Annotated in this window: 19 protein-coding genes and 6 pseudogenes; 12 read left to right on the top strand and 13 right to left on the bottom strand. The window is 55.8% G+C overall.

Annotated features, from left to right (window positions below; all coding sequences use genetic code 11):
* Positions 1-25: 25 nt before the first annotated feature.
* Entirely contained in the window at positions 26-235 is a 210-nt protein-coding gene (locus M493_RS18345; protein WP_128754842.1) for a hypothetical protein, read from the top strand.
* 331 nt (positions 236-566) lie between these two features.
* Here M493_RS18345 and M493_RS13905 read toward each other — a convergent pair.
* The 3 genes and pseudogenes from M493_RS13905 to M493_RS13895 form a co-directional block, all read right to left on the bottom strand.
* Positions 567-1,362 (bottom strand): annotated as a pseudogene (locus tag M493_RS13905) (TIGR00266 family protein).
* Between the two features lie 360 nt (positions 1,363-1,722).
* On the bottom strand, positions 1,723-2,532 hold the full coding sequence (locus M493_RS13900) for a yteA family sporulation protein (RefSeq protein WP_020961010.1): 810 nt from the start codon (positions 2,530-2,532) through the stop codon (positions 1,723-1,725).
* A 180-nt stretch (positions 2,533-2,712) separates the two neighbouring features.
* Entirely contained in the window at positions 2,713-3,642 is a 930-nt protein-coding gene (locus M493_RS13895; protein WP_020961009.1) for a 1,4-dihydroxy-2-naphthoate polyprenyltransferase, read from the bottom strand.
* A gap of 168 nt (positions 3,643-3,810) precedes the next feature.
* Between M493_RS13895 and M493_RS13890 the strand changes: the two genes are divergently transcribed.
* From M493_RS13890 to M493_RS13870, 5 genes are all read left to right on the top strand, one after another.
* Entirely contained in the window at positions 3,811-5,187 is a 1,377-nt protein-coding gene (locus tag M493_RS13890) for an isochorismate synthase (protein WP_020961008.1), read from the top strand.
* Positions 5,180-6,940 (top strand): 2-succinyl-5-enolpyruvyl-6-hydroxy-3-cyclohexene-1-carboxylic-acid synthase, encoded by a 1,761-nt coding sequence (gene menD, locus M493_RS13885; protein ID WP_020961007.1) that lies wholly within the window; start codon positions 5,180-5,182, stop codon positions 6,938-6,940. Before M493_RS13890 ends, menD begins: the two co-directional genes overlap by 8 nt.
* On the top strand, positions 6,931-7,737 hold the full coding sequence (menH, locus tag M493_RS13880) for a 2-succinyl-6-hydroxy-2,4-cyclohexadiene-1-carboxylate synthase (protein WP_020961006.1): 807 nt from the start codon (positions 6,931-6,933) through the stop codon (positions 7,735-7,737). The genes menD and menH overlap by 10 nt, the downstream gene beginning before the upstream one ends.
* Positions 7,738-8,556, top strand: a complete 819-nt coding sequence (menB, locus tag M493_RS13875) for a 1,4-dihydroxy-2-naphthoyl-CoA synthase (RefSeq protein WP_020961005.1) — start codon at positions 7,738-7,740, stop codon at positions 8,554-8,556.
* Between the two features lie 229 nt (positions 8,557-8,785).
* Positions 8,786-10,267: an o-succinylbenzoate--CoA ligase gene (locus tag M493_RS13870; RefSeq protein ID WP_023817714.1), complete on the top strand. Its 1,482-nt coding sequence runs from the start codon at positions 8,786-8,788 to the stop codon at positions 10,265-10,267.
* Positions 10,268-10,298: 31 nt separating this feature from the next.
* Here M493_RS13870 and M493_RS13865 read toward each other — a convergent pair whose 3' ends face one another.
* Positions 10,299-10,499, bottom strand: coding sequence for a hypothetical protein (locus M493_RS13865; RefSeq protein WP_020961003.1), 201 nt, complete (start codon positions 10,497-10,499; stop codon positions 10,299-10,301).
* A 66-nt stretch (positions 10,500-10,565) separates the two neighbouring features.
* Positions 10,566-10,727: a DUF1540 domain-containing protein gene (locus M493_RS17830; protein ID WP_020961002.1), complete on the bottom strand. Its 162-nt coding sequence runs from the start codon at positions 10,725-10,727 to the stop codon at positions 10,566-10,568.
* A 237-nt stretch (positions 10,728-10,964) separates the two neighbouring features.
* On the opposite strand from M493_RS17830, the gene M493_RS13860 reads away from it, so the two are divergent.
* The 3 genes and pseudogenes from M493_RS13860 to M493_RS13850 form a co-directional block, all read left to right on the top strand.
* A complete protein-coding gene (locus M493_RS13860; protein WP_020961001.1) occupies positions 10,965-11,255 on the top strand; it encodes a DUF2325 domain-containing protein in 291 nt (96 codons plus the stop codon).
* A 13-nt stretch (positions 11,256-11,268) separates the two neighbouring features.
* Positions 11,269-11,748 carry a hypothetical protein gene (locus M493_RS13855; RefSeq protein ID WP_020961000.1) on the top strand — a complete coding sequence of 160 codons (480 nt, stop codon included), beginning with the start codon at positions 11,269-11,271 and terminating at the stop codon, positions 11,746-11,748.
* A gap of 52 nt (positions 11,749-11,800) precedes the next feature.
* Positions 11,801-12,169 (top strand): annotated as a pseudogene (locus tag M493_RS13850) (cytochrome c peroxidase); the annotation flags it as partial.
* Between the two features lie 126 nt (positions 12,170-12,295).
* Here the strand turns inward: M493_RS13850 and M493_RS13845 are convergent.
* The 7 genes and pseudogenes from M493_RS13845 to yidD all read right to left on the bottom strand — a co-directional run bounded on the left by M493_RS13845 (position 12,296) and on the right by yidD (position 17,352).
* Complete coding sequence (locus tag M493_RS13845; protein ID WP_020960998.1) at positions 12,296-13,642, bottom strand: S1C family serine protease; 1,347 nt, start codon at positions 13,640-13,642, stop codon at positions 12,296-12,298.
* A 147-nt stretch (positions 13,643-13,789) separates the two neighbouring features.
* Positions 13,790-14,758, bottom strand: a complete 969-nt coding sequence (locus M493_RS13840; protein WP_020960997.1) for a metal ABC transporter substrate-binding protein — start codon at positions 14,756-14,758, stop codon at positions 13,790-13,792.
* Positions 14,759-14,840: 82 nt separating this feature from the next.
* Positions 14,841-15,368 (bottom strand): annotated as a pseudogene (locus M493_RS13835) (CobW family GTP-binding protein); the annotation flags it as partial.
* A 106-nt stretch (positions 15,369-15,474) separates the two neighbouring features.
* A pseudogene (locus M493_RS13830) lies at positions 15,475-15,933 on the bottom strand (RNA-guided endonuclease InsQ/TnpB family protein); the annotation flags it as partial.
* A gap of 1 nt (position 15,934) precedes the next feature.
* Positions 15,935-16,228 (bottom strand): annotated as a pseudogene (tnpA, locus tag M493_RS13825) (IS200/IS605 family transposase); the annotation flags it as partial.
* Between the two features lie 91 nt (positions 16,229-16,319).
* Positions 16,320-17,036, bottom strand: a pseudogene (locus M493_RS13820) (GTP-binding protein); the annotation flags it as partial.
* A gap of 94 nt (positions 17,037-17,130) precedes the next feature.
* Positions 17,131-17,352: a membrane protein insertion efficiency factor YidD gene (gene yidD / locus M493_RS13815; protein ID WP_041267988.1), complete on the bottom strand. Its 222-nt coding sequence runs from the start codon at positions 17,350-17,352 to the stop codon at positions 17,131-17,133.
* A gap of 448 nt (positions 17,353-17,800) precedes the next feature.
* Here yidD and M493_RS13810 point away from each other — a divergent pair, with 448 nt between their 5' ends.
* Positions 17,801-18,277 carry an S-ribosylhomocysteine lyase gene (locus tag M493_RS13810; protein ID WP_020960990.1) on the top strand — a complete coding sequence of 159 codons (477 nt, stop codon included), beginning with the start codon at positions 17,801-17,803 and terminating at the stop codon, positions 18,275-18,277.
* A gap of 22 nt (positions 18,278-18,299) precedes the next feature.
* On the opposite strand, the gene ytzI is transcribed toward M493_RS13810, so the two are convergent.
* Positions 18,300-18,458, bottom strand: a complete 159-nt coding sequence (gene ytzI / locus M493_RS17825; protein ID WP_020960989.1) for a YtzI protein — start codon at positions 18,456-18,458, stop codon at positions 18,300-18,302.
* A 151-nt stretch (positions 18,459-18,609) separates the two neighbouring features.
* Between ytzI and M493_RS13805 the strand changes: the two genes are divergently transcribed.
* Both M493_RS13805 and M493_RS13800 read left to right on the top strand, forming a co-directional pair.
* Positions 18,610-19,050 carry a Dps family protein gene (locus M493_RS13805; protein ID WP_020960988.1) on the top strand — a complete coding sequence of 147 codons (441 nt, stop codon included), beginning with the start codon at positions 18,610-18,612 and terminating at the stop codon, positions 19,048-19,050.
* A gap of 138 nt (positions 19,051-19,188) precedes the next feature.
* Entirely contained in the window at positions 19,189-19,584 is a 396-nt protein-coding gene (locus tag M493_RS13800; RefSeq protein WP_020960987.1) for a phage holin family protein, read from the top strand.
* The last annotated feature ends 56 nt before the right edge of the window (positions 19,585-19,640 follow it).

The following is a 19,640-nucleotide window of genomic DNA, read 5'->3' as shown; positions in this document are numbered from 1 at the left end:
GACGAACAGGCGGCCCTAAAGACGAGTGCGGCCGCTTCGAATCATCCCGGCGGCGGAAACGACCGGCCGCCCGTCATCACGAATTCGGCTTTGGCATGATGAATCGTTCCCGGCCGGACCGGTTGGAACGATCGATTCCATCGTCGCCAAACGCGGGCTTAGGACGGTTTCTTGTGCGGAGGCAAAACGGCGGCCAAGGAGCGGCGGCTTGCAAGGGAAGAGGTCGGATGTATGACCGTCGCCGGGCCGCAGCGGAAACGGCATGAACAAAACGGGGCGTCCTGTTGGAACGCCCCGTTTTGCGTTGGCGGAACCGGCCGGCATTCTGCCCGAACGCCCCGTTTCGCGTTGGCGGAACCGGCCGGCATTCTGCCCGAACGCCCCGTTTTGCGTTGGCGAGATCGGCCGGCATTCTGCCCGAACGCCCCGTTTCGCGTTGACGGAACAGCCGGCATTCTGCCCGAGCGGCCCGTTTCGCGTTGGCGGAACCGGCCGGCATTCTGCCCGAACGCTCCGTTTCGCGTTGGCGGAACAGCCGGCATTCTACCCGAACGCCTGATTTCGTTTCAGCCGTCGCCATCTAGCCAATCGCCGATGCCGCCAAGGATGCTGCCTTCGCCGACCGATCGTCCGCCGCCGCCCGGAGCGGCGGCGAGCACGCGGTCAGCGAGCCGGCTGAACGGGAGCGACTGCACCCACACCGCCCCGGGGCCGGTGACGGTCGCCAAAAACAGCCCTTCGCCGCCGAAGAAGGCGGTTTTGATGTTGCCGACGTATTCGATGTCGTAGTCGACGTCTTTCGTCATGGCGACAAGACAGCCGGTGTCAATGCGCAGCTTTTCCCCCGGCTGCAGTTCGCGGCGGTGGATCGTCCCGCCGGCGTGCAAAAAGGCGAGCCCGTCGCCTTCCAACTTTTGCATAATAAACCCTTCGCCGCCGAAAAAGCCGGCGCCGAGCTTGCGTTGAAATTCGATGCCGACGGAAACCCCTTTGGCGGCGCATAAAAACGAGTCCTTTTGGCAGATGAGCTTCCCGCCCAGTTGGCTCAAATCGACCGGGATAATTTTTCCCGGATACGGGGCGGCAAAGGCGACGCGGCGCTTGTCGCTTCCTTGGTTTGTGAACACGGTCATAAACAAACTTTCCCCGGTGAGCAGCCGTTTCCCGGCGCCGACGAGGCGGCCGAGCAGCCCTCTTCCAGCCGAGGAGCCGTCGCCGAACACCGTCTCCATGGTAATGCCGTCATCCATTCATCATCATGCCGCCTGCTTCCGCAATGACGCTTTCGCGCGGGTCGAGTTCAATCTCGACAAACTGCATGTCATCGCCGTACAGCTGGTAATCAATTTCGTGTGCGTTCATCGTTTCGCCTCCGTCCAAGATTTCACAACATTCCGTTATGTACTACGGAACACGTCCTTGTGCCGTTTCAAAAATCATGGAAAACGATGCGTTCGTTCAAAAAACATTGGAAAACGATGCGTTCATTGTGTTGGAAGCGGCATCGGAACACGCGTCCTTGCCAGTTCAAACGCTCGTTCGTTCAAAAGCCGTCCTGCTTCCCTTTGCCGGTTTTCGAGCCGCCCTTGGAACCGGCGGCGCCCCTGTTGTCCATCCGCCCTTGGACCGCATGCGTGTTTGCTTTCCCCCGTCTTTCATGGGCGCCTTTTTCGGAAACGCCTCTTCCCCGTTTCAAAAAGGCCATCACACGGATGGCCTTGTTTACGGATTGCGTTCTCCGAAGCTTTGTTGGGTCGGGCGTTCATCGTAGCGGCGGTGGCTTCCTTTTACCGTATACGGGTCTTTTTCATACGCCGGCAAGTCACCGATGTTGGACATGATGCCCTCATCATCTAAGATGTTTTCGAGCCATTCGTGCTTCCGCGTCGGGTAGACGTGCACATCGTTCCCATACAAGTCGACCGCCGCGAAATTTTCCAAGTCTTCAACATAGCCGACGTTCTCTTCCGATTCAGCGTACACTTCCCCGTAATAGTCAACATTTTTGCCAAGATCGGAAGGTGTGTCCGATGAGCCGTAGCGGGCGACTTCCTGCCAGGCGTCCTCGGCGTCATAGGCGACCGATTCGTCGCGGTCGTCAAAATCGAATTTGCCAAACGGCGGCATGAGCACCCCTTCTTCGAGTGGACGTTTTTGCGAAACGGTTTGGTCCGGGCTGTGTTCCCGGCAATAAAGCGTCGTCGGCAGCGCCTCGAGCCGCTCGTACGGAATCGGCTGGCCGCATGTGCGGCAAATCCCGTACGTGCCTTCGTCAATGGCTTTAAGCGCCCGTTCAATCTCGTGAAATTCGCGCTCCGTATGGTCATCCAACGCCAAATCTTTTTCCCGCTCATACAGTTCGGTCGCCTCATCGGCGGGGTGGTTGTCGTAACTGGCCAGTTCGCCGACCCCATCATGGGCGTGGCTGCGCGTCATGCCGAAATGGTCGTTTTGTGTCAGCCGTTCTTCAATGTCCCGCTTCATCTCGAGCAATGTGGAGCGGAAGGCGGCGAGTTGTTCGTTCGTCAACATCGGTTGCAACCCCTTCCTTGCAGCGTCTGTCTTGCATGTATTCGAACTTGAAAATGTTTGGAGCCTTTCAAACAGAGGGATCGTTTCCCCCTTCCGTCGGCGGCGAATGGTTCGCCGCAGGAGTCTATATGGTGTAGTATGGGCGAAAATCAAAAAAAAACACGGCCGTTTCGACCGTGTTTACAGCCATTGGCCGACAAGCAAGCCGATGGCGAGCAAAAAGCCAAACTGTGTATTCGTTTGGGCGGTTGCTTTCATCGCCGGCATCATCTCGGCCGGTTTCGTTTTGCCGATAAATCCGCGCGCCGCTGCCACCGCTTTTGGCGCGCTCAGCAGGGCAAGCAGCGTCCAAAACGGCACGGTGCCAAACAAAACGAGCGCCACAATCCAAAGAAACGAGACGGCAAACATCATGGCGAGCACGCGAATCGCCCAGCCGCGCCCGACTAAAATGGCGAGCGTTTTTCTTCCTTTTTCACGGTCGCCGTCGAGATCGCGGATATTATTGGCGAGCAAAATGGCGCCGACTAAAATGGCGACCGGAACCGCCACCAATGCCGCTTTCGCGCTCACATGGCCCGTTTGGACGAAAAATGAAATCAGGATGATCATAAATCCCATGAAAAACCCGGCGGCAAGCTCGCCGAACGGCGTGTAGGCGATCGGAACGGGCCCGCCGGTGTAAAAGTAGCCGGCCGCCATACAAACGATCCCGATGACCGCAAGCCACCAACTGCTTTGCATGCAAATGTAAACGCCGATCAGCATCGCCGCCCCAAAACAGCTGAACGCCAGCGCCAACACGGTTCTCGGTTCGAGGCCATCGCGGACGATGGCGCCGCCGATGCCGACCGATTCCGGCGAATCGAGGCCGCGCTTGTAGTCGTAATATTCGTTAAACATGTTCGTCGCAGCCTGAATGAGCAGCGAAGCGACCAGCATCGCCGCAAAGAGCGAGAAGCGGACCGCCGTTTCGCCAAGCGCCAACACTGTGCCGACGCATACCGGCACAAACGCCGCCGTCAGCGTATGCGGCCGTGTCAGCCGCCAAAAGACGCGCCAGTCGCGGCGGGCCGGCGGCCGATGGTCGATATGTGTAGATGGTTGCATGTCTATTTCCCCTTAATTTCATGAAAATATAGTTCATTTACGTTCAAAATAAGTGTAGGAAAACGTTTAAAGTGTGTCAACCCTTTCCGATAGATAAATGATTTCCTATTATATATAATGAAAAGTAGGGGAGGGAGAAGGAATCTTACGAAAGAAAGCGTGAGGGTCGTGGCGATTGTATTTCAACATAAAATCCAACAACAACTGCAAAGGCTGGCGGCGAGTGCCGCGCGGCCGTTTGTCAGCTGGACGGAACCGTTGGAAGACATCGATCCGGTTTCTTTTTTTATGCAAGGGCCGGCTTGCGGATTTCGGGAGCGGTTTTTTTGGTCTGACCGGAGCGGCGGCACCATCCTGGTCGGCCTTGGCTCGGCCTATGCAGTGGAAACAGAGGAAAAAGGCGGGCGGTTTCATTATGTCGAGCAAGAGCGCCAACGATGGGCCGGACAAGTCGAACGGCACGGTGAAGCCGATATGCCGCCGCTGCTGTTTGGCGGGTTTTCTTTTGACCCGCATCGGCCGCGCACATCCGTATGGCGCGGCTTTCCGGCCGGAAAATTGATCGCGCCGGTCGTGCTTCTCTCGGTCAGAAACGGGCGGGCGCAGCTGACGGTCACGCTGCCAGCCGGCAGCGGAGAACGGGAAATAGAGCGGATCGGGCGGCTGCTTGGACGGGTCGGGGAGCCGGCGCCGTTTTCGGCGGCGCTTCCGGCGCTCGTCGCGGATGAAGAGGAAGAAAAAGAGCGGTGGCTCGCCGCGGTGCGAGAAGCGATCACCTCGATTCGCGCCGGCGCGCTGGATAAAGTAGTCCTCGCCCGCGCCCGGCGGTTGAGGTTCAGCGGAAAAATGGACGCCGCTTTTGTGCTGACGCGGCTTCGCGAGCAGCAGCCGTTTGCGTACCTTTTTGCGTTTGAACAAGATGGCCGCTGTTTTATTGGCGCTTCGCCGGAGCAGCTTGTTCAAAAAGAAGGGGAAGCGTGCCGCTCGGTTTGCCTGGCCGGTTCCGCGCGCCGCGGGAGAACCGCCGGGGAAGATGAGCAGCTTGGCGCCTGGCTGCAAGCCGATTCGAAAAACCGCGAGGAGCATCAATTCGTCGTGCACATGATCCGCCGCTTGTTTTCGTCCGTTTGTGAGACGGTGGAGATGCCGGACGGGCCGCAGCTTCTCAAGCTGCCGCATATCCAACATTTGTGCACGCCGGTTGTCGGCCGCGGCTGCCGGGAGCCATCGGTGCTGCACCTCGTGGAAATGATGCACCCGACGCCGGCGCTTGGCGGGACGCCGCGCGAACGGGCGATGGAAGCGATCCGCGCTCTTGAGCCGCTTGACCGCGGGTGGTACGCCGCCCCGATCGGCTGGGTGGACGGCGACGGCAACGGGGAATGGGCGGTCGCGATCCGTTCCGGCCTGCTTGACGGGGACAAGGCGACGCTTTTTGCCGGCTGCGGCATTGTCGCGCACTCGAGTCCGGAAAGCGAGTACGAGGAGACGAACGTGAAAATGGCCCCGATGTTATCAGCCTTAGGAGTGATGAACGATGACTGACGCGCTGTCATGTTATGTGGCCGCTTTTGTCGACGGGCTTGTGCAAGCGGGGGTGACAGAAGCCGTCATCAGCCCTGGCTCGCGTTCAACGCCGCTCGCGATGGCCATGGCAAAGCATCGCGGCCTCCGTTTTTCCGTCCACATCGATGAGCGGTCGGCCGCGTTTTTTGCCCTTGGCATGGCGAAAGCGAAACAGCGGCCGGTCGCGTTAGTGTGCACGTCAGGCACGGCGGCGGCCAATTATTTGCCGGCGGTTGTCGAGGCGCACTATTCGCGTGTGCCGCTTGTCGTGCTGACGGCCGACCGGCCGCACGAACTGCGCGATATGGGCGCGCCGCAGGCGATTGACCAATTGCACTTATACGGCCGCTACGCAAAATGGTTTGTCGATTTAGCGCTCCCGGAAGAGACGGATCAGATGCTTGGCTATGCGCAGGCGATGGCGGCAAGAGCGGCCGGGGTGGCTGCCGCCGCGCCGGCCGGGCCGGTGCATGTCAACTTGCCGTTTCGCGAGCCGCTTGTCCCGGAAATCAACGATGACGTCTGGGAACACGTGCGGGCGCTTAGACGGGCGCCGCGCGTTGTGAACGGCCGGCCGACGGTTTCCGATGAAAGCGCGGCCGCCCTTTATGAAGAGCTGGCCGCAGCCAAACGGGGGCTGATTGTGTGCGGACCGCTTGACCAGCCCGGCTTTGCCGAAGCGGTCACCGCGCTTGCGCGGGCGCTTGATTTTCCAATTTTGGCTGATCCGCTGTCACAGCTGCGCGCCGGTTCGCATGACAAAACATATGTGATCGACAGCTATGACGCCATTTTAAAAGACGAAGCGATCGCGTCCAAGCTCGTGCCCGATGTCGTGCTCCGGTTTGGCGCCATGCCGGTGTCCAAGCCGCTCCTGTTATGGCTGAAGCGGCATCGCTCGATCCGCCAAATCGTCGTCGATGACGGCGGCTGGCGCGACCCGACGCTGTCGGCTGCTTCCATTGTTCAAAGCGATGAAACGGCGCTGTGCCGGCAACTGCTTGACACCGCCGAGCCGAAGCGAAAGGAGAGCGCCTGGTCGATGACATGGCGCGAGATCAACGACATCGCCCGCACGTTGCTGCGGCAGCACTTGCCAAAAGACGAATGGTTTGAAGGAACCGTGTTCGTCGAACTGGCGGAATTGCTGCCGCCGGGTGCATCGTTGTTTGTTGGCAACAGCATGCCGATCCGCGATGCGGATACGTTTTTCTGGTCGACGGACAAGCCGCTTCGCGTTCTCGCCAACCGCGGCGCCAACGGCATTGACGGCGTCGTCTCAAGCGCGTTGGGCGCTAGCACTGCGGCCCGTCCGCTCGTGCTTGTCATCGGTGATTTGTCGTTTTACCATGACTTAAACGGCTTGTTGGCGGCCAAGATGCACGGGCTGCAGGCGACGATCGTATTGCTGAACAATAACGGCGGCGGCATTTTCTCCTTTTTGCCGCAGGCGCGCCATGAAGGGCCGTTTGAGACGCTGTTTGGCACGCCGACCGATTTGTCGTTTTCCCATGCGGTCGAGATGTACGGCGGCCGTTATGCGGCACCGCGCACATGGGATGAATTTCGCCGCTGTGTCGTCGAATCGCTCGACAAAGGCGGACTGAATGTCATCGAAGTGCGCACGTCGCGCGCGGAAAATGTCCAAATGCATCGTTTTTTGTGGGAACGTGTTTCCCAGGAAATCGCAGCAGTTCTCGAACAAAAAGGAACGGAAGAACGATGGAAGTGAATGGGATTCGTTACCATGTGAAACAATATGGGGAAGGGGAGCCGCTCTTATTGCTGCACGGGTTTACCGGCAGCGCGGACACATGGGCGCCGCTCGTTCCGTCTTGGCCGGAGTTCCGTCTGATCGCGGTTGATTTGCCTGGGCACGGGCGGACAGAAGCGCCAAAGAGTGCGGATCGGTATCGGATGGAGCAGGCGGCGGCCGACTTGGCGGCGCTTCTTGATAACGTGGGCATCGAAAAGGCGAACGTGCTCGGCTATTCGATGGGCGGGCGGCTCGCCTTGAGCTTTGCTATATGGCATCCGCACCGCGTCCGCCGCTTAGTGCTTGAGAGCAGTTCGCCGGGGCTGAAGACGGAAGCGGAGCGGCGCGCCCGGCGGGAAGCGGATGAGGCGCTTGCGCAGCGGATCGAGCGGGATGGCGTCCGCGCCTTTGTCGATGATTGGGAGCAGCTTCCACTTTTTGCGACGCAAAAGCGGCTCCCGAAGCCGGTGCGGGAGGCCATTCGCCGCGAGCGGCTTCGCCATACGGAACAAGGACTGGCCAACAGCTTGCGCGGGATGGGGACCGGCATGCAGCCGTCATGGTGGGAGCGGCTTGGCGAACTGGCCATGCCTGTGCTTCTTTTGTGCGGGAAGCATGATGATAAATTTTGCCGCATCGCTGCCGATATGCATGCACGGCTGGCAAACAGCGAGCTTGTCTGTGTCGAAGACGCCGGACATGCAATTCATGTGGAACAACCCGGCATTTTTGCTAAAATAGTAAGTGAATTCATTAAAAAGGGGGAAGTGTAAATGCCGTTTGAATGGGTGAAAGAGTACGATTATGAGGATATTATTTACGAAACGTACAACGGCATCGCCAAAATTACGATCAACCGCCCGGAAGTACATAATGCGTTTCGTCCGAAAACGGTAACGGAAATGATTGATGCGTTCGCGCGGGCGCGCGACGATTCGAACATCGGCGTCATCATTTTGACCGGTGCAGGCGGCAAGGCGTTTTGCTCGGGCGGGGATCAAAAAGTGCGCGGCCATGGCGGTTATGTCGGCGAAGACGAAATTCCGCGCCTCAACGTGCTCGATTTGCAGCGGCTCATCCGCATCATCCCGAAGCCGGTCATCGCGATGGTCGCCGGCTACGCCATCGGCGGCGGCCATGTGCTCCATGTCGTCTGCGACTTGACGATTGCGGCCGACAACGCCATCTTCGGCCAAACGGGGCCGAAAGTCGGCAGCTTTGACGGCGGTTACGGCGCCGGCTATTTGGCGCGCATCGTCGGCCATAAAAAGGCGCGGGAAATTTGGTATTTGTGCCGCCAGTACAACGCCCAAGAAGCGCTCGAGATGGGGCTTGTGAACAAAGTCGTGCCGCTTGAACAGCTCGAGGAAGAAACGGTCAAATGGGCGCAGGAAATTTTGGAGAAAAGCCCGACCGCCATTCGCTTCTTAAAAGCGGCGTTCAACGCCGATTCCGACGGCTTGGCCGGCATTCAGCAGCTCGCCGGCGATGCGACGCTTCTTTTCTATACGACGGAAGAAGCGAAAGAAGGAATGCGGGCGTTTAAGGAAAAACGGAAGCCGGATTTCGGCCAGTTCCCGCGTTTTCCGTGAGAACGGAAAAGCAGCTTGATGCCGCATCAAGCTGCTTTTTCGCATCTCGCCGCCGGCGGGGCGAACCTCCGCGCCGTGTTTGCACCGCCGGAACGGGGGCGTTTCCGTGGCGGATGGCGTTTTTTGCCGGGAACGGCGACCGACCTAAGGAACGCCGTGCCGCCCGTTGGGGACGGCGGCGCCGCGCGTGATGGGCCGGCACGCCAAACGGCCGAAAGGAGGAGAACGCATGACTACAATGCCAAACTGGCTGAAGCAGCGGGCGTTTTTAACCCCGGAGCGGACGGCCGTTCGTGACGGGGAGCGGGCGAAAACGTTTGCCGAACTGTACGAAGCGTCAGCGTCATGGGCGCGCCGCCTCGCCGCAGCGGGCGTTCGGGAAGGCGACATCGTGGCCGTTTTGATGAAAAACCGCATCGAGATGATCGAGATCGTCCATGCCTTGTTTTTGCTCGGCGCCCGCGCCTTGCTGCAAAACGTGCGCCTCACGCCCTATGAGCTTGGCTGGCAGCTCGATGACAGCGGCGCGTGTTTGGTGATCGCTGATGATGGCTTGGCTGACCGCTTCGGCGGCGACGGACGGGTGGTGACGATAGGCGCGCTTGCGGCGCTTTTGGAAGCGGACGTTCCGCTCAAGGAAACGGTCGAGTTGGACGAGACGGCGACGATCATGTACACATCGGGAACGACCGGCACCCCGAAAGGCGTGCTGCAAACGTACGGCAACCATTGGTGGAGCGCGGTCGGCTCGGCGCTCAATCTCGGGTTGCACGAAGGCGACTGCTGGCTTGCGGCCGTGCCGCTGTTTCACATCAGCGGCTTGTCGATCGCCATGCGCAGCGTCATTTACGGCATGCCGATGTACATTCAGCCGTCATTTGACCCGAAGGAAGCGAACGGCTTGATTATGGGCGGACAGGTGACGATCATGTCGGTCGTGGCCGCCATGCTGCAACGGATGGTGGCCGAGCTCGGGGAAGCGCGCTATCCGGATACGTTCCGCTGCATGCTGCTTGGCGGCGGGCCGGCGCCGCAGCCGCTGCTTGAGGCGTGCAAGGAAAAAGGCATTCCGGTATACCAGACGTACGGGATGACGGAAACGTCGTCGCAAATCGTGACGTTGGCGCCTGAATACAGCCTGACGAAACTCGGCTCCGCCGGCAAGCCGCTTTTTCCGGCCGAGCTATGCATCATGCAAGACGGAAAACAAGCCGCGCCGTATGAAGCCGGGGAAATTGTCGTCAAAGGGCCGAACGTGACGAAAGGATACTTGCACCGCCCCGAGGCGACGGAGCGGGCGCTCCGCGACGGTTGGTTTTACACCGGCGACATTGGGTATGTCGATGAGGAGGGGTTTTTGTACGTGCTCGACCGCCGCTCCGATCTCATCATTTCCGGCGGGGAGAACGTCTACCCTGCTGAAATTGAAGCGGTGCTGTTGTCACATCCCGATGTCGAAGAAGCCGGGGTGACCGGTGTGGAAGATGAAACGTGGGGGCAAGTGCCGTATGCGTTTGTAAAACGAAAGCAAGGAGCGGCGGCCGATGAGGACGAACTAAAGCAATTTTGCCGCCAGCGGCTCGCCAAATACAAAGTGCCGGCGCGCATTTATTTCATCGACGCACTGCCGCGCAATGCGGCGCAAAAACTGTTGCGCCGCGAGCTGAAAACGTTGATCCCGGAAGCGGAAAAGCGAGCGTCCCGCCTTTAAGCGGGGCGCTCGCTTCATCTTGATGCCTGCCTTAACCATCATCGTCCATCAATCCGAGTTCAGCCGCCCGGTAGGCGACAAGCCGCTCAATATCGGGCGGCAACTGCTCGAATGAACCAAACTCGTACTGCCATAAATTCGTGAAGGAATCAATGCAGACCGGGTAGGACGCCGGACGGGCCCGCTTGATTTCCTCTTTGAACGCCTTAATGAGGCTGGCGCGCTTGTCCATCGTCATCCCCCTCTAACGATGTAAGCGCCGCCCGGTCAGCCGGGCAGCGCTTGATTCGCTGAACCGTTATGCTTCATCAGCAGGAACAAACGTTTTGCAGTCCGTTTCTGACGAATCGGACGCCATGTTCCCGGCATGGCTGACGACGTAAATCGCATCAGCGTTGCAGCGATTCCCATCCGCCCAATAATGGCAGTTGCGCACTTCGCAAAGAACGTCTTTTGCCATTGGTCATCCCCCTTATCATGATGAAATCCCCTGCACCAATAGTTTGCCGGTTAGGACGAAATTTATAAGCGGACGTGCGAAAGACAGGTGAACGGCCGCCGCCTCGTTCCCGTTCAGTCAGAAGCAAGGCTTCTTTCAGAAATCTGTTAAATGAAAATATATATCATTATCATTGACATAGAGAATCATTCTCAATTAAAATAAAGGCAGAGAGAAATGATGAAGGAGGATGGCGGTATGGCATCGCTGCTTGTTGTAGGTGCGGATCATTTAGGCAACATAACCGATAAATTGGCGAATTCCGGGTTTCGTGAGATCATTCATCTGAACGGGCGGAAGGTGAATATGGTGAAGCGTGACATTCCGGAACATGTGGCCGCCGTCTTGGTGATGATCGATTACATTAACCATAACTTGGCGAAAAAGGTGAAAGAGAAAGCGAAAAGCAAAGACAAGCCCATTTATTTTGTCAAGCGGTCGTGGAGTTCCATTTATGCTGTACTTGAACAGTTGGAAAAACATGCATAAAAGGGGGGCCAATATGAGTGTCGCCTGTCATCCTGCCTTGCCCGCCTGGCCGTGTGCGGTCGGTCTGTTTCTTCGCCGCGTGGTCGAGGCGTATTGCGAAACCGCCCCGCCGCTTCGCTCCGCTTTTTCGCTGTTGAAGGCGATTGAGCGGCACCGCCCGCTTCTGCTTCGGGCCGCGTTCCCATCCCCGCTTCATTACGGCCTTGTGTTGGCGAAGGTGACCGACCATTTGCTCGAGTTTTTTGGGCCGGAGGAACGGGAGGACACCCCGCTGCTGTTGGCTGACGGAAAAGAACGGGAAGATGCGCGGTTGTATATCGTCTACCGCGACCGCGTCCGCGTCCTGCTCTGGCGGGAAGAAGAGGAAGAAATCCGGCGCTGCAAGGAAGACGTGCCGCCTTTATGCCGGGAGGCGGTCGGATTTTGCCCACATGAACTGGAATGCTGTTTTTTATGGACGGGCGGCCGCCGCATTGAATGGATTTCTGCTTGAACGGATGCGGGAGGAGGGCGGCGGAAAATCGTTATGTTGATGAGCGGGGAACGTGTTTGCTGGCAAAAGCAATTGTTTAGGCTGCCACGGGGGCGAATATTTCACCGACAGCGTCAAAGCCATCGGGCCGGACGGAAACTTGACGACCGCCAACACCGCCTATTTGCATGACATCGGCACGGCCAACCCGAAAGACCGCGCTTCCAAAGGCGACGCCCGCGCCCATTTTGCCAACCCGCGGACGCCGAAGCAATGGGATACGCCCACCTTGCGCGGCGTGTGGGCGACGGCGCCGTATTTGCATGACGGCAGCGCGCACACGATCGAAGAGGCGATTCGGCGGCACGAGACGAAGGAAGTGCAAACGTTGACGCCGGGGGAAATCGCCGCGATCGCCGCCTACGTGCGGTCTCTCGAGTAGCAGCGGCCGGGGGAAAGAAAAAAAGATGTCCGCCTGATGCCGGGCGGACATCTTTTTATCGACTCTTTGCGGTTTTATCGTCATAAATGTCCCATTTTTTAATATTATATTTATAAGCAAGGAAGGTTATGGGCTGTCTTTTTTCCCGCTGTCGGGGGGCTGCTGCGAGGCCAATGGCACATCCTGACGGCCGGCTTTGTTGTCGCGGTTCAAATCGGCCGACGCCATAGGCGGCCCGTTGGCCGGAGCAGCAGCGTTGTTTGGCTGTTTTGGTTTAAGCACAAAGGTAAACAGAAGCAGTCCGATGATAAGCAACAGAGCGACGCCATCGAAAATGAAGAAGGCGGTTTGATAATTCGACCAAAGAATTTTGCTTTGCCCGCTTTTTTGTTGGCTGTCGGTAATGAACCGTTTAATTTCCGAATGGCCCGGATAGAGGCGTTCGACCGCTTCAAATTTGGCCAGGGCATCTTTATAATAGCCGCCCCAATAGAGCGTCAATCCTTCCCGGAAGAAGGTGTCCGTCGCCCCTTGCCCTTGGTCGGCGCCGGCTTGCTTGACAAATTCTTTGACCGTATTGACCGGAACGGCAAAGTTGAACCCTTGCACTTCTTGGCCGTTGACGGTGTCGCCGCGGAAGGTGAGCAAACCGATGATTTCCCCGCGTTCGTTGATGACCGGTCCCCCGCTGTTTCCATGGGTGGCGGCGGCGTCAAGTTGGATGACTGGGCTTCCTTGTTCGGTCTTTTTCGAGGTCGCCGAGACGTGGCCGGCGTTCATCGAAGAGACTAAAGAGGAATCGGGAGAAAGGTAATCGGATTCCGCAGCTGCGGGATAGCCGATGACCCAAATGTCGTCTTGGTTTTGGACGTTGTCCGAATTGCCAAGCGGCAGCGTCGGCAAGTTTTTGCCCTCAACTTTCAACACCGCTACGTCCTTCCCTTGGTTGACCGGGGCTCCGTAGCTTTTGATTTCCCCGTCGAGCACATCCCCGCCAGGCAACATGACTTTCAGGCCGCGCGTCACTTTTGTGTAAAACGTATACTCGATCATGTAATCGTAGGCAAGGTCAAAATCGACGCCAAAGTATTCGGCCACCCCGGCCACCAGTTGCTCGAAAGCGGCGTTGGCAATATCGATTTCTTCAGCTTTTGAATACTCGACGACATGGGCGTTCGTGACAATGTAGCCGTTGGAACTAATGATCGCCCCTGAGCCGGATGCGCCAATCACCGTCTGGTAATCAAGCTGCTCTAGGTATGCCTCGACATCCGGATCATAGTTGGCAAATTCCCACTCGACAATCGCATAATCGACGATGCGGACGACGGCCGGCTTCGTGTACTCGGCCAGCTTTTGTGCTCTTGAGATATGGGACGTGTCCGGTTTGGTGTTCAGCAAAAAGAAGGAAGCGGCGATGCATACGGCCAAAATAATGGTGATCGGGAGCGTGATCATCGCTCGTTTGCGCACATATTCCACCCCGTTTTTTAGAAATTTTTAAAACAATGGTACATTATATTCGCCCTCCGTCTTTTGGAGCACCAACAGAAAAAAATAAAGTGTTGGCAAAAAATGCGACAAAAAAAAGCCCCGCCTTGGCAGCGGGGACAAGGGAGGCTAACGGAGCGCCTGTTGGATCGTCTTTAGATTTTCTTCCATCAAATTGAAGTAATCGCGGCCCTGTTTTTTGTCGTCATCGGTCAGCGTTTCAAGATTGTGCAAATACAGCGCTTTGGCGCCGATTTCGCGCTGAACCGTTTCGGCGATTTTCGCCGGTGTGTTGCGTTCAAAGAGAACGTAGCGGATGTCGTGGCGTTTCGCCAAATCGATGAGCGCGGCCAGCTCTTTTTGCGACGGCTCGTTCGTCGGCGACAGCCCGGAGACGCTCAGCTGATGGAGGCCGTAGCGGTCTTCCCAATAGCCGTAGGCGGCGTGGGCGACGAGCATCTCTTTTTTGGGCGCTTTTTCGATGACGGAACGGAACTGCCCGTCAAGGCGCTCGAGTTTGGCCTTTAACGCCGCAAAGTTTTGATTGAACCGTTCCTTTTTTTCAGGGTTCAGTTCAACGAGCAAGTCGCGGATGTTCTCGGCGACTGCAATCGAGCGGATCGGGTCGAGCCAGACGTGCGGGTCTTTGTCTCCATGGTCATGCCCATGTTCTTCCCCGTGTTCGTCTTGGTGCTCTTCCTCATGCCCCTCTTCGTGGTTTGATTCAAGCAATTCGATGCCGTTTGTGGCCGCAAGAAATTGGACATGCTCATTTTTTAATGTTTCCTTCAGCTTTTCGGCGAACGGCTCCATCCCGTGGCCGATGTAAAGGAACGCATCCGCCCCGGCGATTTGCTCGATCGTTTTCGTCGTCGGTTCAAACGTATGGGCTTCCGCGCCGGGCGGATAAATGCTTTTCACGTCAACGAGATCGCCGCCGATCTTTTTCGTGAAGTCTTCCAACGGATAGACGGTCGTGTAAATCGTCAGGCGATCATTTGATGTCCCGGTTTTGTTTGCCTCCGGTTTCGATTGACAACCATATAGCAAGGCGCTGGCCGCTAAAAGCAAGGATAGAAAGATGGACGCAGCTCTCATGGTCGACTCCTTTCTGGAATGAAGATGGGCGCTTTTATTATATCGTAATCATTACGATTTGAAAACGATGAATAACAACTTTTTAGGATGAAGGAAGAAGAGAAGGGAACGGATTCGGGAACCGCGTCCAATCTTCCTTCATCTCTTCATCCGTCAGCAAACATTCGTCGAGCGAGCGCTCGATGTCATCGGCGTTCATATCGATGCCGATCAACACAAGTTCGGTCAAGCGGTCGCCATAGGTGTCATCCCACTTTTCTCCCCATGTTTCCTCTTCTTGCAACAGCTGTTGAATGTCCTCTTCCGGATAGGAAGCCATCCATCGTCCTGCTGCTTGGATGGAGATCGATGTCCCTGCCTGGGATAGGAGAATGCCCCAGTCGTTCCAAGGGGCAAGCCAAACAAAGCCTTTCGCGCGCACCACTTCAACCGGCCAGTTTTCCAGCCAGTTCATCAGCCGTTCGGGATGAAACGGCCGCTTTCGGCGGTAGACGAAGGAAGCGATGCCGTATTGTTCCGTTTCAGGCGTATGCTCTTCATTTAGTTCTTTGATCCAGCCGGCTGATTGGCTTGCTTTTTCAAAATCGAATAAATGCGTGTGTGACATACTCCCACCACCTACGCTTCGCTTAGAGGTGGGGGCTTCTCGGGTAATCCCATCTCATGATGGGAAGTTGACCGAGCGATCCCCGTGTGCCCCACGGTTCGAGGACAAGTTAGACTATCGCTAATCGTTTCATGCCCTCATGTTTGATATTGATGGCCGCATTGACGTCCCTGTCGCTCTCGAATCCACATTCACAGCGGAATATACGCTCAGAAAGCGATAGAGACTTCCTCACTTTGCCGCAGCACGAACAAGTTTTCGATGATGGAAACCATTTGTCGATTTTGATCAGCTTCTTCCCCTGTTCGGCCAACTTGTACTGAAGGAAAGAGGTGAACATGCCCCAGCCATTGTCATGAACGCTTTGACCGAAATGGAGGGCTTGGGACATTCCCTTCATGTTGAGGTCTTCGATGACCACGCAATCATAAAGTTTCGCTAATTTGTGCGACTCCTTATGCAGAAAGTCCTTGCGCTGGTTGGCCATTTTCTCATGCAACTTCGCTACTTTCAGACGCTGTTTATGCCAACGATTCGAGCCTTTCTTTTTACGAGACAATTTACGCTCGTTTTCTTTTCACTTGCGGAAAATGCTTTTTGATCAGTCGAGAACTTGCACTTTTATAGGCATTGATGAACGTTGATCATTCCCTATTTGGGTGTGCTTTGAACAAAATATGCACATGGTCCATATCGTGATTCCATTCGACCAAGGAGATATTGTAATTTTTACCCAATCTCACAAACATATCTTTTGCATAGTCAGATATGGTATCATCCATCACTTGTCTGCGATATTTTACAACGAGAACAAGATGATCATACAACAGGAACACTGAATGGTTATTATTGTCTAATTTCATTGATACAACAGCCTTTCATTTTTCTAAAACTGATTATATCATAACCCACAAAAAAAAGAGACAACCTTAGGCTACACCTAACCGAAATTCACCACCCACTTTCACTTCGTTTAGAAGTGGGAGACTTCTTTCGGAAAGATGTTAAAATGGAATCAAGCGGCACTTGGCCGAAGGTCGCCGGGATGATGACGGCTTCCGGATTCAGTTTCCGCAGCACAGTCTGCAATTTTTGCGCTTCTTCCGCTGATACAAGATCGATTTTATTGACGATTATGACATTGGCGAATTCGATTTGTTCGATAAGCAAATCCGCTATTTCCCGACTGTCCGTTTCATCGACAGCCTGCTGGCGGTCAAGCAGCGTTTCGCCCGAGGAGAAGTCCGTCCAAAAACGGTTGGCGTCGACGACCGTCACCATCGTGTCCAAGCGGCATTTGTTCGAAAGATCAATGCCTAGTGTTTCATCTAAGTAGGTGAAGGTTTGCGCGACCGGAATCGGTTCGCTGATACCAGACGATTCAATGACGATATAATCGATTTCCCCGTTGTCGGCGAGTTGAGCGACCGCTTTGATCAAGTCTTCCCGCAAGGTGCAGCAAATACAGCCATTTTGGATTTGGATGAGCTTTTCTTCGGTGCGGAAAACGTTGTTTTGCCGGACGAGTTCGGCGTCAATATTGATCTCGCTCATATCGTTGACAATGACGGCGATGTTTTTTCCTTCTCGATTGTGCAAAATATGGTGGAGCAATGTTGTTTTTCCAGATCCTAAATAGCCGCTTAGCACTGTGACAGGAATTTTCTCCATCTCGTTTTCTCCTTCCATTTTTGAAAATAGTAATCATTACGATTTAACATCATTCATCATACAAAAAAAGAAAGCCGAAGGCAAGAGGCTTTCGTTATGTTTTTCGTTTCGGATGTCGGGTCGGTTCAGGGACAGGGTCGAAACCACCCGGATGGAACGGGTGGCATTTCAAAATGCGCTTGATCGTCAGCCAGCCGCCTTTCAGGGCGCCAAAGTGTCGGATCGCTTCGATTGCGTAGCTTGAGCAGGTCGGGGAAAAGCGGCATGTCGGCGGCTTGAGCGGAGAGAGAAACCGTTGGTAAAAGCGGATGAGCATAATGAACAGCTTGGCCAACCGAAACCATCCCTTTCTAGCTTGACTATCTTTAGCATAGGACAAATCATGCCGCCGTTCAAGAAAAAGGGATGCTTCGCGCCGCGCGGAAGCAAAGCAGGACGGTGAAGCACGGTTCGGCCGCCAACGGGATCCAAGTTGGCCAGGAAAGTCCTATGGGCAGCGGTTTTCCCTCCGCCCGGGCATGAAACGGACGTTTTCGCGGAAAAGTCCTATGGGCAGCGGTTTTCCCTCCATCTAGGCATGAAAACGGCTCATCAAGGCGCATGCATTTTCGCGGAAAACGTTTCCCGCTTGGGAGCGGCCGGCTTGGCGCCGCTTTTTGCGGCAGCCGCCGCGAACGAAACGGGCGGCAGGCAAAAAAGGTGCGGGACAGACGCGGTTTTGGTTATGATAAAAAGGAGAACAACTGACGAGGAGTGATGGGGGCATGCCTTCACCGGTGGAAAGCTTTGAATTGGACCATTGCGCCGTCAAAGCGCCGTACGTGCGGCATTGCGGCGTTCATAAAGTCGGCAGCGACGGCGTCGTCAATAAGTTTGACATCCGTTTTTGCCAACCGAACAAAGAGGCGATGGATCCGGCCGCGATTCATACGCTCGAACATTTATTGGCATACACGCTCCGCAAGCAGGCGGCAAAATACGACCACTTTGACATCATCGACATCTCGCCGATGGGCTGCCAAACCGGGTTTTACCTCGTTGTGAGCGGCTCTCCGACTGTCGAAGAGATCATCGATTTGCTTGAAGGGGCGATGAAAGACGCCTTGAACGCGACCGAGGTGCCGGCGGCGACGGAGCAACAATGCGGCCAGGCGAAGCTTCACGACTTAGAGGCGGCGAAAAGCTTGATGCGCTTTTGGCTGGCGCAAGACAAAAATGAGCTGAAAAAGGTGTTTGGCTGACAAACAAGCCGGCCCTAAGCCGCTAGTGCGGCTGCTTCGGGCCGGCTTGTTGTTTGTCGTCTTGTTCCTCAGGGAGCGGGTCCACCGTATGTTTGTACCCGTACGCTTTCGAGGTGGTGACGACCGCCGCCGCCAAAATGACGGCCACAATGATGAGAGAAATGGCCAACGTCCAGTACATGAATAATGCCTTCCTTTTTTCTTTCCATTATAGCATACAAAAAGGCCGGCCGCTCATATTCCTGTTGCAATCGGGCAACCTATTCATCGGTACCGTTCGGTTGTTTCACGAGCGGACAAACTGGGTAAGTGAACGATAGGGAGGAATGAACATGACCAAACCGTTAACGGACATTGTCAACAAACAAATCGCCAACTGGACCGTTTTGTACGTGAAATTGCACAACTACCATTGGTACGTCACCGGTCCGCAGTTTTTCACGCTTCATGAAAAGTTTGAGCAGCTGTACAACGAAGCGGCCGGCCATATTGACGCGCTCGCCGAGCGGCTGCTGGCGTTGGGCGGCAAGCCGGTGGCGACGATGAAAGACTGCCTTGAGCAGGCGTCCGTCAAAGAAGCGACCGGAACGGAGACGGCCGAGCAGATGGTCGCCGCCATTGCCGGCGACTTTGAAACGATGACCGGCGAGCTGAAAGAAGGCATGCAAGTGGCGGAGGAAACCGGCGACGAAACGACAGGCGATATGCTGCTTGGCATTCACCGCAGTTTGGAAAAACATATTTGGATGTTGAAATCGTTTTTGGGACGATAAGCGGAACGGCTGCCCGGAAGAAACGGGCGGCCGTTGTTTTGTCGAAAAAGGGCGCTGTTTTAGGAAACGTGCCGTGGCTTGTTGGTTCCTGCGGGCATAGAATGGCTACACGCATCCTATGTCCAAGGAGGAGGGAACGTGAACAAGCCAATCCCGATGCTCGGCGTTTCATTGTTTGGCTCGCTCGTGTCGCTTTTTGTCGGCAGCGTGGACTCATTTGTCGTAATTTTATTGGCGCTGGTCATTGTCGATTATATCACCGGCATTGTCGCCAGCGCGATGGAAGGGGCGTTGTCAAGCCAAGTCGGCTTCCGCGGCATCGTCCGGAAACTGTTGATTTTCGTGTTGGTGGCGGTGGCGCATTTGGTCGATGTGGCGATCGGATGGAACATGCATTTGATTCGCGATGCGATCGTGTTCTTCTATATCGCCAATGAGTTCATCTCCATCGTCGAAAACGCCGGCCGGGCCGGCGTGCCGATCCCGTCGGTGCTGCGCAAAGCCATTCAGCTGTTGAAAGATGAGATGAAATAAGCATATTTTTCCCGGATTGCCCCACACTAAGCAAAAAGAGCAGAAGGAGTGGACGA

It is taken from the genome of Geobacillus genomosp. 3, from assembly GCF_000445995.2.
Taxonomy (GTDB): Bacteria; Bacillota; Bacilli; order Bacillales; family Anoxybacillaceae; genus Geobacillus.
The sequence above is the reverse complement of the archived record's forward strand: the minus strand, read 5'-3'. Positions and strand labels throughout refer to the sequence as shown.